Here is a 15952-nt window from a genome sequence, read left to right as displayed (position 1 = left end):
GATTATCAATCTAATTATGCAGAAGAAACTATTTGGGACTTTATTCTTAGCTGTTATCCTTTTTTCATGCAACAATGAGCAATCGAGTGAGGGCTCTGAGACAAAAGCAAGTACCCCTTCTATTCCGTTTAAACTCGTTAATTCTTTTCCTCACGATACCACAGCCTTTACAGAGGGATTCCTGGTACACAATAATCAGGTTTTTGAAAGCACAGGCTCACCCGACGAATTATCCGAAACTTCGTCGGTCATTGGTATTCTTGATTTAAAAACCGGAAAGCTAGATACGAAAGTAACACTTGATAAAGCTCGATACTTTGGCGAAGGTATTACTATATTAAATGATAAAATCTATCAGCTTACCTATAAATCAAAAGTAGGCTTTGTGTATGATTTAAAGACATTTAAGAAAATAAAAGAATTTAGTTTTAACAATAGCGAAGGTTGGGGACTTACAACAGATGGGCAATCTCTTATTATGAGTGATGGAACCTACAACCTCACCTATCTCGACCCTAATTCACTGGCAGTTATCAAAACGCTTCCGATACGTGAAAACGGCTATGCAAAAGAGTTGCTGAACGAATTAGAGTATATAAAGGGCTTTATTTATGCCAATGTATGGCAAACAAATGAAATTGTAAAAATAGACCCGGCTACAGGCAATGTAGTAGCTAAAATGAACCTAGGCTCAATAGCTGCCGATGCCAAAACACAATATGCGAAGTCGTTGGAGATGAATGGCATTGCATTCGACTCTACTACTAATAAGGTATATATTACCGGAAAAATGTGGCCAAAAGTTTATGAAATAGACTTTAGTCATTAAAATAAAAATACAAAGCGGAAGGGTTTGTAAGAAGACGTGCAAAACCTGAAGAAAGATTTGATTTTCATTTGTTTATCGGAACAAATAAGAGATTTATTGTGGGAAACGATTTGTTTTTCGAACATTTTGTTACAAATTATTAGTTTTTTTCGTATCTTTGCATACTTTTTGGAAGACACTCCCAATAAATTACTTTTATCGATATGCGTAAACTCCGTATTCTGTACGTTGCAAGTGAAATAAATCCCTTCCTTCAAGTTTCAGAAGTAGCAGAATTTCTTCGTAAACTTCCGCAGGCCATGCAAGAGAGAGGCATGGAAATCCGAATCCTGATTCCACGTTTTGGCTCAATAAACGAGCGTAAAAACCGTCTTCACGAAGTTGTAAGGCTATCAGGAATCAATATTTCAGTCGGCGAAGATGAAAAACCCCTTATTATTAAAGTGGCTTCTATCCCGAGTGCAAAATTGCAGGTTTATTTTTTAGACAATGAAGACTATTTCAACAGGAAATACGTTTTCTTAGATAAAGAGGGAAGTTTCTACGATGATAACGACGAAAGAACTATCTTTTTCTGTAAAGGGGTTCTGGAAACTGTAAAGAAACTAGGTTGGGCACCTGACATCGTACATTGCACTGATTGGATGACGGCTCTAATTCCGCTGTATCTAAAAACAACTTATAAAAACGATCCGGTTTTCAAAGATACAAAATCAGTATTTACTATTTATAACAATGCTTTTGAGCACAAGTTTGACGAGGACATTCTGGAAAAAGCAAAAGCAATGGATGTATCAGACGAAGCCTTAGCTAACTTACGCTCTGCCGACTTTGAAGGATTCATTAAAATTGGTTGTCAATATGCCGACTCAGTAGTGAAAGCTAACGAGGATATGAATGAAAAATTAAGTACATTATTGAATGAAATTAAAGCAAACAAAATTGAAGCAGGTATTGAAGACGACGACGTTACAGAAACGTACTTTAATCTTTACACAGAACTCGTTCCTTAATAATAGCTGGAATCTCATAAATAAGACGCGGAATGTAGCCATTATGCTACTTTCCGCTTTCTTTTTCTCGTGCGAAGACCCTATTAACATTGCCGTTGATACTCCTTCTACAGGAGGCCAGTTCTCTACTACTTTCACCGATACCCTTACGGTAAGCAAAACAACTGTTATGCTTGATTCTATCGTAACATCGCTTCAAAGTGGGGCTATCTTTGGGCGTTACAAAGACCCTGTTTTTGGTGACGTATCGGCTACCATGTATACACAATTAACACTACCTTACGACGCCACTACAGGTGCTTATGCCCCTTTGGTTTTCCCTAGTGCAGATAGTGCTAAAGCAGTATATGACTCAATGTACGTATATCTGGTACACAATGGCTTTTCTTATGGTGACTCTACCAGACCTATTACACTAAATATTCATCGCCTGACTGAAGACTTTGTTAAAAATAAAAAATATGTAAACGATAACTCGTTGGCATATAACCCAACGCCTTTAGCAAGCCAGGTACTCACCTACAAAGATTTTAAACGAGCTATCAGTAATACACGTGATAGTTTAATTACATTTAAAATGCCTAACGAGCTGGGTAATGAACTATTTGCTCTAGTAGGTAAAGACGCAGCAAGAGACATTGATAAATTTACTGCTGCAGTAAAAGGCTTCGCCTTTACGGTTAACCAGGATGCCCAATCAATGTATGGCCTTACATTGTCTACATCTACCAGTTATTCATTATTGTACTATCACGTTCAGGAAGATACAGTAGGAAAAGCGCTGGCGCTTACTTTTTTAGGTGAGCGTTTCAGTGAGATTAAAAGTAACAGACAAGGCACAGTACTGCAAGACCTTAAACAATTAGGGTCGATTCCTGCGGCACTTACCGGCAACAAAACTTATATTCAGACCGGCGTTGGTATTACAACTAAAGTGAGCTTCCCTACACTTGCTGATTTACTAAAGGTAGGCAGCAACAATGTTGCTATCAACAAAGCTGAGTTAGTCATTGAGCCTGACCTCGATTTTGTTAGTGGTAGTTACAGACCACCTATACAAATTGCCCTTGTTGAAATAGGCACAGATAATCGTTTAAAGAAAACAAACAATGTTGAAGATTACGTAGCGCTTGATGTTGCTTCGGGAGTACAGTATGTATCAGACTACAGCACTACCAACAACAACTATACGTTTAACTTTACATCGTATATACAAGATATACTAAACAAGCGCAAAACAACCGATGGTATTGCTATTGTACCTAGTATCTTAACCACTTCAACCTCTGGCTCAAGCATTAGTCTTTACAACAACAATGCAACCAGAGCAGTTATCAAAAATATTAAACTGAATGTCTATTACTCAGGTAAAAGATAAAATAATATAATCGTAAGATAATATCATATAGTTTTCGTTCAATAAAAGAGGAGGCCAAAATCTCCTCTTTTTTGTTTTATTATTGGATTTTTTTCATAAATTTGAGTAGATAAGGGACTAATAATTGGACTTTTTTAATTAAAAACTTCTTTATTTACAGAAAACTAACATTCTACTTAAAAACAATTTGAAAAACTATGTGTGGAATTGTCGCTTACGTGGGGCATCGGGAAGCTGCCCCTCTTATACTCAAAGGACTTAAAAGATTAGAGTATCGTGGTTATGACAGTGCAGGTATAGCATTATTGAACGGTCATGGACTAAAAGTCTACAAGAAAAAAGGAAAGGTTTCAGATTTAGAGGGTGAATTAAAAGATAAAGAACTAAAAGCACGTATAGGTATTGGCCATACACGTTGGGCAACTCACGGTGAGCCAAACGATATTAACGCCCACCCCCACTACTCTACCAACAAGCGATTAGCTATCATACACAACGGCATCATCGAAAACTACGCTGCTATCAAACAAAGCCTTGTTAACAAAGGCTATAGTTTTGAAAGTGCAACCGATACCGAGGTTCTGATTAAGTTCATTGAAGATATTCAGACAAATATGTTCTGCACCCTTGAAGAGGCCGTAAGAATCGCCCTTCATGAAGTTGTAGGTGCTTATGCAATTGTAATTATTGATGAAGAAAACCCAACTCAACTGATTGCCGCCCGAAAAGGTAGCCCATTGGTGATTGGGGTTGGCGAAGACGAATTCTTCTTTGCTTCTGATGCTACGCCTATTATTGAATACACTAAAGAAGTTGTGTATCTCGACGACTACGAAATTGCTATCGTAAAAGATAATGAACTGGTTATTAAAAACCTTGCAAACGAAGATATTGCCCCTTACATTGAAACAGTTGAATTGGAATTGGAAGCCATTGAAAAAGGCGGCTACGACCATTTCATGCTAAAAGAAATCTTTGAGCAACCTCGCTCAATTGCTGATTCGATGAGAGGCCGTATTAATCTTGACAGCGCAAGCCTGCAATTGGGAGGGTTAAGAGATTATCTGGATAAAATAGCTAAAACCGACCGTATTGTGATAGTTGCCTGTGGTACTTCATGGCATGCGGGTCTGGTTGGCGAATACCTTTTTGAAGAATTGGCACGTGTAAACGTTGAAGTTGAATACGCTTCTGAGTTCCGTTACCGTAATCCAATCATCAAAGAAGGTGATATTGTGATTGCCATTTCGCAATCAGGCGAAACAGCCGATACAATGGCTGCTTTAGAATTAGCCAAATCAAAAGGAGCAATTATTTTAGGGGTTTGTAATGTAGTGGGTTCGTCAATTGCACGTATCACGCATGCAGGTGTTTACACGCATGCCGGCCCTGAGATTGGCGTAGCCAGTACAAAAGCCTTTACGGCACAAGTAACGGTTCTGAGCCTTATTGCAATTGCCACAGCCCATAAAAAAGGCACAATCAGCCAAGATTTATACCGTGAGTTATTATTTGGCCTAGATGCCATTCCGGCTAAAGTAGAAAAGATTCTGAAAAGTGCCGAGAAAATCAAAGATATTTCTAAACTCTTCACTTTTGCTTCTAACTTCATATTCTTAGGCCGTGGGCTCAACTTCCCGGTTGCTCTTGAAGGGGCACTAAAACTGAAAGAGATTTCGTACATCCATGCCGAGGGATACCCTGCAGCCGAAATGAAACACGGCCCTATTGCCCTGATTGACGAAGACATGCCTGTTGTGTTTATCGCAACCAAAGATGCGTCTTACGAAAAAATCGTATCAAATATTCAGGAAGTAAAAGCACGTAAAGGACGTGTAATAGCCATCGTGACAGAAGGCGATACATTGATACCTAAAATGGTTGACTTTGTGGTAGAAGTGCCACGTACCAACGATTTATTGCTTCCATTGCTTACGTCTATCCCGTTACAATTAATTTCTTATTACATAGCCGTACTTAGAGGCCGTAATGTAGACCAGCCACGTAACTTGGCCAAATCGGTAACGGTTGAGTAATGCTCGCATAAGTCACAAATAAAAAGCAGTAATCATCCACAAAATAGATGATTACTGCTTAGCTCAAATAAACACTGAGTTTATCTGTTAAAAACCTTCACGAAACTGCTTATCAACCAGTTTTCATCGGCTTTCAATAATGAGTTAAGGGTATTGTCTGCAAATACAGTAACTGTACTTATATCGTTCACTATTTTCAAAAATTCTTCTTTTTCGGCAGTATCGGGTTTAAGCCCGTCTTTTAAATCTGCCATTGCTTCTATCAATGGTCCGATTTCTCGGCGTCGTCGCTCTTTAGCAATTTGCTTAGCAACTTTCCATACATCCTTTTCTGCTATAAAATACTCTTTCCGTTCACCCGGAAGAAGCTGCTTGTGAATAAGGCCCCAATCCATCAAATCTCGCAGATTCATGTTTACATTTCCTCTCGAAATTTGTAATTCAGCCATAATTTCATCAGCATTCATAGACTTAGGTGTAAGCAAAAGTAGTGAGTGTATCTGTGCCATCGTGCGGTTGATACCCCACTGAGTGGCAAGCGTACCCCACGTATGGATAAACTTGTCTTTTGCCTCTTTTAACTCCATAATAGCCATTTTTTTTAAATTATTATATATTGCACGTAAGCGTTAGTGTCTCAAAGTAAAATAACTATTTTGAATTTTCAAAATATTTTGAAAAAAATAATACCAAAATCGTACCAAACTTTTATTTTCGCTAACTAATTGATTAACAATATATTATATAACTAAATTTACAAAATTTTTGAGAAAAATTTTACACAATTTCCTCAAATTAAGGAGAAAAAAATACCGAATAAGTGAGAAATACTACCTCAATTCTTAAATTATTGATTCTTAATTCTATAAAATCTAGTGTAATTTCGCTTACTTCGTGTTCTAAAAAATCAGCAAAAAATGTTTTCTACCCAAACTTATATCGAAAGACGCAACACCTTGAAGCGTACTGTTGGAAGCGGATTAATTTTAATAATGGGCAACGAAGAAGCCCCAATGAATTACCACGATAATACCTATCGCTACCGTCAGGATAGCAATTTTTTATATTACTTCGGCATAAGCCTTGCCAATCTGTCAGCGGTGATAGATGTAGACTCGGGCGAAGAAATTATTTTCGGCGATGAGTTTTCGATGGACGATATTATCTGGGTTGGGCCACAACCCACGCTGGCCGACCAATCCCGCAAAGTAGGTGTTTATCGTACCGAACCTTACGCAAAACTTGCCTCAAAATTAGCAACGGCTTCAAAAGTACACTTTACGCCTCCGTATCGGTATGAAAATAAGTTCAAGCTAAGCGAATGGTTGAATATACCCGTAAGCCAACTAAAAGAAAAAGCATCTGCCAGCCTTATCAAAGCTATTGTTGCGCAACGCTCTTACAAATCGACTGAGGAAATAGTGCAGATGGAAGAAGCAGTTAATATTTGCCGTGAAATGCACATAGCCGCCATGCGTGAAACCAAAGCAGGACGAAAAGAGTATGAAATAGCAGCTATTATTCATGGAAAAGCCCTTGAGTTAGGAGGAGAACTGGCTTATCCTATCATATTTAGTATAAATGGACAAACACTTCATAACCATTATCATGGCAATACCATGACAGAAGGCAGACTTGCACTCAATGACTCAGGTGCCGAAAATAGTATGTTTTATGCAGGTGATATTACCCGTACTATTCCAGTAAGTAAGAAGTTTACCGAACAACAAAAAGAGATTTACAATATAGTGTTACAAATGGAGCTAAGCGCTATTGAGGCACTAAAACCAGGTATTCAGTACAAAGAAATCCACTTATTGGCGAATAAAATATTGCTCGAAGGATTGAGTGATTTAGGGCTTGTAAAAGGAAATGTTGATGAAATGCTGGCTGAAGGTGTACAAGGCTTGTTTATGCCACATGGCTTAGGTCACGCTATTGGCTTAGATGTGCACGACATGGAAGACTTAGGAGAAAACTACGTAGGGTATGCCGAAGGACAGCAAAGAAGCACACAGTTAGGATTAAAATCGCTTAGATTGGCTAAAGAATTAGAAGAAGGCTATGTGCTTACGGTAGAGCCTGGCTTATATTTTATACCAGAATTGATTGATAAATGGCAAAGCGAGAAGAAATTCACCAATTTTGTGAATTATGATAAACTGGCGCAGTACAAAGATTTTGGAGGCGTACGCATTGAAGACAACTGTCTGATAACAGCCGATGGCCACCAAATATTAGGCAAGCCAATACCGAAAACAATTGATGAAGTAGAAGCTTTGAAAAATTAGTATTATCAGGCACATTCTTTACCGAATGTGCCTTTATTTTATACCACCTATGAAAAAACTCATCATTATTCTATCCCTTATCTCACAAAGTATGCTTGCTCAGAACGCTAATTACGATGAGGCTAAAATACCGCCTTATACTCTACCCGATATTCTGACGGGTGTTAATAAAACCAAAATAAGCAATGCAAAACAATGGGAAGCCAATCGCCCGGCTTTGCTGCAACTCTTTGCTGAAAATGTATATGGTGTTACACCCACTATCTCGACCAAACAACGATTCAAGGTATTAGAAACAAACAATAATGCGTTGAGTGGAAAAGCCATTCGTAAACAAATACTTATCACGTTTGATGATTACCCACAATTAAGCGGAATTAATCTCTTAATTTATATACCAAAGCATGTTAAAAAGCCACCTGTATTTGTAGGTTTGAATTTTGAGGGAAATCAATCGCTTGGTAATGATCCTGCTGTTTTACTTACCCAAAACTGGATGGTTGATTTTCAGAAAAACCCTGAGCGAGTACGAGACCACCGGGCACTAGAAGCCCTAAGAGGCAATGCAGTAGTAGAAAGCTGGCCTGCTGAAGCAATTATCGACAAGGGTTTTGCTATGGCTACAGCCTATTATGGAGACATTGAGCCAGACTATGCCGAGGGCTGGAAAATAGGATTAAGAGGCGCTATTGGTATGGCTGATGACCAAAAATGGAGTGCTATGGGTGCATGGGCATGGCAATTGAGCCGAATGCTTGATTATCTGGAAACCGACGCCGATATAAACAGCAAAAAAGCCATAGTTATTGGGCATTCAAGGCTAGGAAAAGCGGCCTTTTGGGCAGCAGTGCAAGACCAACGCTTTGCAGCTTTTATCTCTAATGAATCAGGTGAAGGCGGTGCTGCGCTGAAAAGACGCTGGTATGGCGAAACACACGAAATCATCAATAAGAACTTCCCACATTGGTTTTCGGGCAAATACAAAACCTATAGTGGTAATATTGCCTCATTACCATTTGACCAACACCAGTTGTTTGCCCTTATTGCGCCTCGCCCTGTGTATGTTTCAAGTGCCGAAGGTGACCAATGGGCCGACCCTAACGGAGAGTTTCTTTCGCTGAAAAACGCCGAGCCTGTTTTTGCGCTTTATGGTAAAAAAGGCTTAGGGGTTGATGCTCAACCGCCTGTTAATACTCCGGTAGGTTCTCATCTTCGTTACCACTATCGCTCAGGTAAGCATGATATGAATGCCTATGATTGGGAGCAATATCTCAAATTCGCAGCAGAAGTAGTAAACAAGTAATATTATTCCGCTTAATAAGGCATTTTTTACCCGGCGCATGGTCTTCATGTGCTTATAACTCCTTTTGTCATAATTATTTACCTTTTTTGATGATTTATTCTTATTATTAACAATATTTTTCTTCATCTAAACCTTCCAACAGTAATTATGCAGCTAAGCATTACGAATCTAAACAAGACGTATTCTAATGGCGTACACGCCTTGAAAGATGTCAACCTTATCATCAATCAGGGTATGTTCGGCTTATTAGGGCCCAATGGTGCCGGTAAATCTTCGCTTATGCGAACCATTGCTACCCTACAAGAGCCCGATAGCGGCACTATCACCCTTGGTAATATTAATGTTCTGACCCAAAAAGAAGAAGTGCGTAAAACCCTTGGCTATTTGCCTCAAGAATTTGGAGTATATCCAAAGGTAGATGCCCTCACACTACTTAATCACTTAGCTGTATTAAAAGGAATTACCAATGGCGGCGAGCGCAAAGCGGTAGTAGAAGCACTTTTGCAAAAAACAAACCTTTGGGATGCTCGCAAAAAGAACCTTGGTGGCTACTCGGGTGGTATGAAACAACGCTTTGGTATTGCGCAAGCACTATTGGCTAATCCTAAATTAATTATTGTTGACGAACCTACTGCCGGGCTTGACCCTGCCGAACGCAACCGTTTCCTGAATTTATTATCTGAATTAGGCGAAAACACGGTTGTGATTCTTTCGACACACATTGTAGACGATGTTAAAGAACTATGTTCTGATATGGCCGTGTTCAACAAAGGTGAAATTCTTTTTAAAGGCAGCCCCGATGAAGCCCTGAGTTCTATTGTTGGCAAAATATGGGAGAAACGTATCAGCAAAGCTGAATTGAGCGAATATAAACAAAACTTCAGGGTGATTTCGGAAAAACTGATTGCCGGTAACCCAATTATCCACGTATTTTCGGAAGAGAACCCAGATGGTACTTTTGAAGCCGTTGAAGGTGACCTTGAAGACGTGTACTTCTCTAGAATATTTGCTTAAACCTTATACCCATTTCAATTATGTTAAAAGAAATACTAAGGTTTGAGTTTTCGTATCGTAAAAACCGACCTGCTACTTATATTTATTTCGGTATACTGTTTATACTTTGTTTTGCTGCTGCAACCTCTAAATACGTGAGTTTTGATGGAGTAGCCGGAGGACAGATAAAAGAGAATTCGCCATTCTTTTTATCGACCATGACTATCATCATGACTTTCTTCATGACCTTCATTTGCTCGGCAATTATGGGGGTGGCTGTGCTGAGAGACTTTGAGCATAAGATGGAGTCCTTGATGTTCAGCACAACAGTATCTAAGTTTGACTACCTATTAGGCCGTTTTCTGGGTTCATTCCTTGTTATGGTCATGATTTATTCAGCCATCTGGATAGCCTTCATGATAGGTTTCAGCATTGGCGAGTATCTGCCTTGGGACCCATCATGGGAGGGCAAGAAACTACTTCCTTTCAATGCCTGGTCATATTTTCAGCCCTTCCTTTTCTGGGGTGTTACCAATCTATTTATTCAAGGGGCTATTTTCTTTGCCGCAGGAGCATTGAGCCGCTCTACAATCGTTATTTATACACAAGGTATCATATTGTTTGTGTTGTATCAGATAACTGACACTATTCTGGGCGATATTGAAAATAAAACTGTTGCCGCATTGCTCGACCCATTCTGCTATAGGGCTTTTACTATCTATACTGAATATTGGACACCTGCACAGAAAAACTCAATGCTTGCATCTTTTGATGGTGTTTTACTGTGGAACAGAGTAATCTGGTGTAGTATTGCCTTGCTTATTCTTATTGTTACTTATTTTTCATTCAGTTTTAATGTAGTTCGTAGTAGCTTGTTTAAGAAAAAAGCTATTAAAGAAGAAAAATCGGCCATACAACCTGAGCTTGTGCGTATTCCGTTGGTGCATCAGTTCAGTAGTTTTGGCACTAACCTGCAACAACTCTGGAAAGAGGCTGTTTTCTATACTAAAATGATTGTAAGAGAAGTACCTTTTATAGCTATTATTTTTGTAGGTCTGGCCGATTTAACTATCAGCTCATTTTACTTTCAGGAAATGTATGGTACAAGCTCCTACCCTATTACTGCCAATGTAATTGGGCTATTGAATGGGTTTGATTTATACTTTCTGATTATTGTTATTTTCTACTCCGGAGAAATTATCTGGAAAGAGCGTGTTACCAATATGCACCTTATTGTAGACGCTACTCCGGTGCCTGATTGGGTGAATCTATTTGCCAAATTTCTTGGATTATTGATTATTTACGTTGGCTTGTTACTTATTCTTATACTAGCAGGTATTATTATACAGGCAAGTCATGGGTATTTCAATTTCGAAATTCCATTGTACTTCAAGGCACTTTTTACCAATTCACTTATCTTCTTAGTACTTTATACGCTGTTGTCGTTCTTTGTACAGGTAATGGCAAACAACAAATTTGTAGGGTTCGCCATGATGTTTGTGTTTTTCCTGGTTACGTTTTTCTTGGGCGCTTCGGGTATTCAACACCCACTGTTCTCTTTTGGTAGCGGTAGCTTACGAGATTACTCTGACATGAACAAATACGGGCATTTCATTACAAGATTCTCGTGGCTGAAACTATACTGGTTTGCCTTTGTGGCCTTTCTGTTTGTTCTGGCTGTGGTTTTCTCGGTGCGTGGTTCCGAGGCTGTTATGAAAACCCGCCTGAAAGTTGGTAAATTACGCCTTACCCGTCCTGTGCTTACCATTGGTATTTTCTCTTTCTTAGCTTTTGTAGCTGCAGGTTGTTATGTATTTTATAATACCAATCGCCTGAATGACTATGAAACCCGTGAGGAAGGCGAAGAAAAACAAGTAGCTTATGAGAAAACCCTCAAGAAATTTGAGCATCTGCCACAACCCAAAATCATAGATGTTAATCTGAAAGTAGAGATTTATCCGCAAAACCGTGACTTCACGGCAGAGGGTTATTTCTGGCTTAAAAACAAAACAGAAAAACCAATGGCCGATGTGCATATCCAGAACGATATGCAACACAAAATGAAGTTGGAGTATCTAAAGTTTGATAAAGGAGCTAAAGAAAACAAAACTTACGCTAAATACGGCTACACTATTTATACCCTCAACAAGCCACTAGCACCGGGAGACTCGGTGAAGATGTCGTTTAAAACACGTTTTGAAACTAAAGGTTTTGTGGCTGGGCAAGGCAATACAGATGTGGTAAATAATGGTACTTTCTTCAACAATCTGTATTTTCCGACAATAGGCTACTCAGATAATTATGAGATTGGTGATGACGACACCCGCCGTAAACACAAATTGCCAGAAAAAGAACGTATGCTGGAGCAGAATAATCCGGTAGGCTTATCGCAAAGTTTATTTGGCGACGACGCCGACTATATACGCTTCGAAATGGTAATAGGCACAGACAAAGACCAGACAGCCATAGCACCGGGGTATCTACAAAAAACATGGGACGAAAACGACCGCAAGTATTTCCATTACAAAATGGATGTACCTATGTGTAATTTTTATTCGATAGTTTCGGCTAAATATGAAGTCAAAAAAGATAAATGGAAAGATGTAAACCTTGAAATTTATTACAACAAAGGACATGAGTATAACCTCGATAAAATGATGGCATCTATGAAAGCTTCTTTTGAGTATTTCTCTAAGAATTTCAGCCTTTATCAATACCGCCAGATGCGTATTATGGAGTTTCCGAGATACGCTGAGTTTGCCCAGTCATTTGCCAATACAGTTCCGTTTTCAGAGGGTATAGGCTTTATTCAAAAAGTTTCTGACCCTAAAGAAGACCTTGATATGCCTTATTATGTAACTGCCCATGAGCTGGGTCATCAATGGTGGGGGCATCAGGTTGCTGAGGCTAATGTAAAAGGCAATGCCATGCTTTCGGAGACACAGGCGCAGTATTCGGCACTTATGGTAATGAAACATACCGTTACACCAGAATTGATGCAGAAGTTCCTGAAATATGAATTGAACAGTTACCTAAAAGGCCGTGCTACCGAGCGTAAAAAAGAACAACCTTTAAACATGGTTGAAGGGCAAGGATACATTCATTACCGTAAAGGCTCGGTTGTTATGTTTGCCTTGCAAGATTATATCGGCGAAGAGAAAGTCAATCTCGCTTTAAGAAATTTCATTAATGACTGGCAGTATCCGGGGCCTGATTCTAAAAATAAGCGTTACCCAACAAGTAATGATTTATTGAAATACTTTAAAGAGCAAACGCCTGACTCGCTCAAGAATATCATAACAGATATGTTCGAAACAATTACTTTGTTTGAAAACAAGGTTGAAAAAGTAGAATATAAAGCGCTGAAAGATAAAACCTTTGAGGTTAAGATTACAACTACCAACGAGAAATTCAGAGCTGATAGCTCAGGCAATGAATCACCGATTGCTATTAATGATTGGATTGATGTTGGCGTATATGGAACTGATAAAGATGGTAACGATAAATTGCTATATCTGAAAAAACACAAGGTTAACAAGAAGAATAATACCTTTACTATTATTGTGAAAGAACAGCCTAAGAAGGCGGGAATTGACCCTATCAATAAGTTAATTGACCGACATGCCGAAGATAATACCAAAGCGGCGGAGAAAAGCGAAAGTATTTGATAATAACAAGGGGGCTATTAATTTAGCCCTCTTCTATTTTATAGATATACCCAAACTTATACCGCCTCTCAACTCAAATGTACCGGTAGCATAGGTAGGTGTAAGATTAGCTCTTAAAAAAATAACTCTCGGGTGTGGCGGTATATCAAAAATAACTTGCTGCCTTACGCCCAGAATAAAATAGCTGTTGTGCCTCGTATCACCATTCGGATAAGCCCCAAAAGTATAACCAAGGCCAGTTTCGCCAAAAATTTCGGAAGCAATTTTTGAAGGTGCTGATTTGCATCTTTTATACACCCTATTAAAAATACGTTTACGAAGATTATTAAAAAGAAAATTGTAAGTAGTTGCTATTGGAAACGACGCACCCGGGCTATTTGCAGCTCCACTCCCACCCGGAAGAAAACCTACGCCCCCCCTAACGCTCCAAAAGCTTGTTTTCCAGCGAATAGGAAGGTGCTCGTAATTGACTGATACAATCGGACTTGATGCAAAAGTCTCAACCATCAGTGCTGAGGTATAACGAGTACGGTACATAAGTTGTGCATTGCTATCGTTTAAAAATAACAAGACAAATAAAATTGCTAGGAAATATCTCACTCGAATTAATTAAGATAACTTTATAAAAGATAAGCGCACGCTGAGTATTGTTGTGTCGACCGGAAAGCAGACCCTATATAGGTGTCTTTTGAAATCGAACTGTATTCACACATACTCTAATATAAAAAATATACCAAAATGTGTTCAATTCAAGAAAATTTGTTTAATTCACGGCTGGACTCTTAAAAATAAACACAAAAACGGAAATATTAGGTAAAATTTATCAATAAACTATATTAAAAATTAATAAAATATCTAAACACTATTTAAAATGTACTACGGAAATTACCAGAATCTTGCTCACTTAAATATGTCACTGATTCAATCAGATTAGCAGCAGTATATTAGTTTTAAAACGGCAGTTAGTAAGTTTTATTGCAACTTGTACTGCCAGCTTTTAGGCTAAACAATCAAGATTTGCGTGGTCAAAATTAAGCAGAGTTTATGAATAATAAGCTTTTTTTAGCAAGTCTTCTTTTAAACAAACTATCTTTACCTAAAATTTCTAATTCAAAACTACAAAATGAGTATCAGGTTCAGGTTAATTATCATGAATTTCCTCCAGTTTTTTATTTGGGCTTGTTGGCTTCTTACTATAGGTGCCTACTGGTTTCAGAATAAAGGTTGGTCTGGAGCAGAATTCGGAGCAATTTTTTCAACTATGGGCATAGCCTCTCTTTTTATGCCAACCCTAACAGGTATTATTGCCGATAAATGGTTAAGTGCCGAAAAACTTTATGGCATTTTGCATTTATTAGGCGCAGCAGCTTTGATATACCTACCGCAGGTCGATAACCCAAGCGATTTTTTCTGGGTTATTTTATTGGTTGTTATCTTTTATATGCCAACCATTGCGCTTGCCAATTCTATTGCATATACTGTGTTAAACAACACCCAAACCGATATTGTAAAAGATTTCCCTCCTATCAGGGTATGGGGTACAGTGGGTTTTGTAATAGCCCTTTGGGTAATTAGCCTTACAGGCAACGAAACCTCGGCCAATCAGTTTTATATTGCTGCCGGAGCAGCCGTAACATTGGCAGTGTATTCTTTTACTTTACCAAATTGTCCTCCTTTAGCAGCCCATACCGACAGAAAGACCTTTACTGAAATGCTCGGTTTAAATGCTTTCCGCCTATTTAAAGACAGTAAAATTGCTTTGTTTTTCATATTTTCAATGTTTTTGGGTGCGTCTTTGCAATTAACCAACGCTTATGGAGATACCTTTTTACACGATTTCGCTACGATTCCTGAATACAAAGACACCCTAGCCGTGAAGTTCCCGGCTATTATTATGTCTATCTCGCAAATATCTGAAACCTTGTTTATTCTTGCTATTCCGTTCTTTTTGAAGCGCTTTGGTATTAAACAAGTAATGCTTTTCAGTATGATTGCCTGGGTATTGCGTTTTGCCCTTTTTGCTTACGGCGACCCGGGAAATGGCCTATGGATGATTATCTTATCTTGCATTGTGTATGGCATGGCCTTTGATTTCTTTAATATTTCGGGTTCGTTGTTTATAGAAACTTATACAGACTCTAAAATACGAGCAAGTGCTCAAGGTTTATTTATGATGATGGTAAATGGTTTTGGTGCGGTTTCGGGAAGTTTGATTAGTGGAGTTATTATCGAAAAATACTTTACAATTAATGGCACCAAACAATGGGAAGGCATTTGGCTTACATTTGCCGCTTATTCGCTTGTAGTAGCGGTGCTTTTTGCCATCTTATTTAAGCATAAACACGAAAAAAACCTTGTAGACGATAAAATCGGCAAAGGTCATTAAAACATACTACTTTACCATAAAAAAGCGAGATACTCCAGCAGTATCTCGCTTTTTA

General features: G+C 38.6%; 11 protein-coding genes. 9 read left to right on the top strand and 2 right to left on the bottom strand.

Going from position 1 to position 15952, the window contains the following annotated elements:
- Positions 1–16 precede the first annotated feature (16 nt).
- The 4 genes from WAE64_RS08440 (at position 17) to glmS (ending at position 5256) form a co-directional block, all read left to right on the top strand.
- Positions 17–829, top strand: a complete 813-nt coding sequence (locus WAE64_RS08440) for a glutaminyl-peptide cyclotransferase (protein WP_340235846.1) — start codon at positions 17–19, stop codon at positions 827–829.
- Between the two features lie 203 nt (positions 830–1032).
- Positions 1033–1842, top strand: a complete 810-nt coding sequence (locus WAE64_RS08435) for a glycogen/starch synthase (protein ID WP_340235845.1) — start codon at positions 1033–1035, stop codon at positions 1840–1842.
- A 43-nt stretch (positions 1843–1885) separates the two neighbouring features.
- Complete coding sequence (locus tag WAE64_RS08430) at positions 1886–3220, top strand: DUF4270 family protein (protein WP_340235844.1); 1335 nt, start codon at positions 1886–1888, stop codon at positions 3218–3220.
- A gap of 197 nt (positions 3221–3417) precedes the next feature.
- Entirely contained in the window at positions 3418–5256 is a 1839-nt protein-coding gene (glmS, locus tag WAE64_RS08425) for a glutamine--fructose-6-phosphate transaminase (isomerizing) (protein WP_340235843.1), read from the top strand.
- 80 nt (positions 5257–5336) lie between these two features.
- Here glmS and WAE64_RS08420 read toward each other — a convergent pair whose 3' ends face one another.
- Positions 5337–5843: a GbsR/MarR family transcriptional regulator gene (locus WAE64_RS08420; RefSeq protein ID WP_340235842.1), complete on the bottom strand. Its 507-nt coding sequence runs from the start codon at positions 5841–5843 to the stop codon at positions 5337–5339.
- A gap of 330 nt (positions 5844–6173) precedes the next feature.
- Here WAE64_RS08420 and WAE64_RS08415 point away from each other — a divergent pair, with 330 nt between their 5' ends.
- The 4 genes from WAE64_RS08415 (at position 6174) to WAE64_RS08400 (ending at position 13511) form a co-directional block, all read left to right on the top strand.
- A complete protein-coding gene (locus tag WAE64_RS08415; protein WP_340235841.1) occupies positions 6174–7547 on the top strand; it encodes an aminopeptidase P family protein in 1374 nt (457 codons plus the stop codon).
- A 49-nt stretch (positions 7548–7596) separates the two neighbouring features.
- Complete coding sequence (locus WAE64_RS08410) at positions 7597–8850, top strand: glucuronyl esterase domain-containing protein (RefSeq protein ID WP_340235839.1); 1254 nt, start codon at positions 7597–7599, stop codon at positions 8848–8850.
- 147 nt (positions 8851–8997) lie between these two features.
- Positions 8998–9864 carry an ABC transporter ATP-binding protein gene (locus tag WAE64_RS08405; RefSeq protein WP_340235837.1) on the top strand — a complete coding sequence of 289 codons (867 nt, stop codon included), beginning with the start codon at positions 8998–9000 and terminating at the stop codon, positions 9862–9864.
- Between the two features lie 20 nt (positions 9865–9884).
- Positions 9885–13511 carry a M1 family aminopeptidase gene (locus tag WAE64_RS08400; RefSeq protein ID WP_340235835.1) on the top strand — a complete coding sequence of 1209 codons (3627 nt, stop codon included), beginning with the start codon at positions 9885–9887 and terminating at the stop codon, positions 13509–13511.
- Between the two features lie 33 nt (positions 13512–13544).
- On the opposite strand, the gene WAE64_RS08395 is transcribed toward WAE64_RS08400, so the two are convergent.
- Positions 13545–14048, bottom strand: coding sequence for a hypothetical protein (locus WAE64_RS08395; protein WP_340235833.1), 504 nt, complete (start codon positions 14046–14048; stop codon positions 13545–13547).
- 586 nt (positions 14049–14634) lie between these two features.
- Between WAE64_RS08395 and WAE64_RS08390 the strand changes: the two genes are divergently transcribed.
- Positions 14635–15897, top strand: coding sequence for a nucleoside permease (locus WAE64_RS08390; protein ID WP_340235831.1), 1263 nt, complete (start codon positions 14635–14637; stop codon positions 15895–15897).
- Positions 15898–15952: the final 55 nt, after the last annotated feature.

Source organism: Emticicia soli (assembly GCF_037860775.1).
Taxonomy (GTDB): domain Bacteria; phylum Bacteroidota; class Bacteroidia; order Cytophagales; family Spirosomataceae; genus Emticicia; species Emticicia soli.
This window is presented reverse-complemented; position numbering and strand designations above follow the sequence as displayed.

Bases quoted from the DNA above. Each gene is read 5' to 3' on its own strand.
- WAE64_RS08440 (WP_340235846.1), top strand. From the start codon at position 17: ATGCAGAAGAAACTATTTGGGACTTTATTCTTAGCTGTTATCCTTTTT.
- WAE64_RS08435 (WP_340235845.1), top strand. From the start codon at position 1,033: ATGCGTAAACTCCGTATTCTGTACGTTGCAAGTGAAATAAATCCCTTC.
- WAE64_RS08430 (WP_340235844.1), top strand. From the start codon at position 1,886: ATGCTACTTTCCGCTTTCTTTTTCTCGTGCGAAGACCCTATTAACATT.
- glmS (WP_340235843.1), top strand. From the start codon at position 3,418: ATGTGTGGAATTGTCGCTTACGTGGGGCATCGGGAAGCTGCCCCTCTT.
- WAE64_RS08420 (WP_340235842.1), bottom strand. From the start codon at position 5,843: ATGGAGTTAAAAGAGGCAAAAGACAAGTTTATCCATACGTGGGGTACG.
- WAE64_RS08415 (WP_340235841.1), top strand. From the start codon at position 6,174: ATGTTTTCTACCCAAACTTATATCGAAAGACGCAACACCTTGAAGCGT.
- WAE64_RS08410 (WP_340235839.1), top strand. From the start codon at position 7,597: ATGAAAAAACTCATCATTATTCTATCCCTTATCTCACAAAGTATGCTT.
- WAE64_RS08405 (WP_340235837.1), top strand. From the start codon at position 8,998: ATGCAGCTAAGCATTACGAATCTAAACAAGACGTATTCTAATGGCGTA.
- WAE64_RS08400 (WP_340235835.1), top strand. From the start codon at position 9,885: ATGTTAAAAGAAATACTAAGGTTTGAGTTTTCGTATCGTAAAAACCGA.
- WAE64_RS08395 (WP_340235833.1), bottom strand. From the start codon at position 14,048: ATGTACCGTACTCGTTATACCTCAGCACTGATGGTTGAGACTTTTGCA.
- WAE64_RS08390 (WP_340235831.1), top strand. From the start codon at position 14,635: ATGAGTATCAGGTTCAGGTTAATTATCATGAATTTCCTCCAGTTTTTT.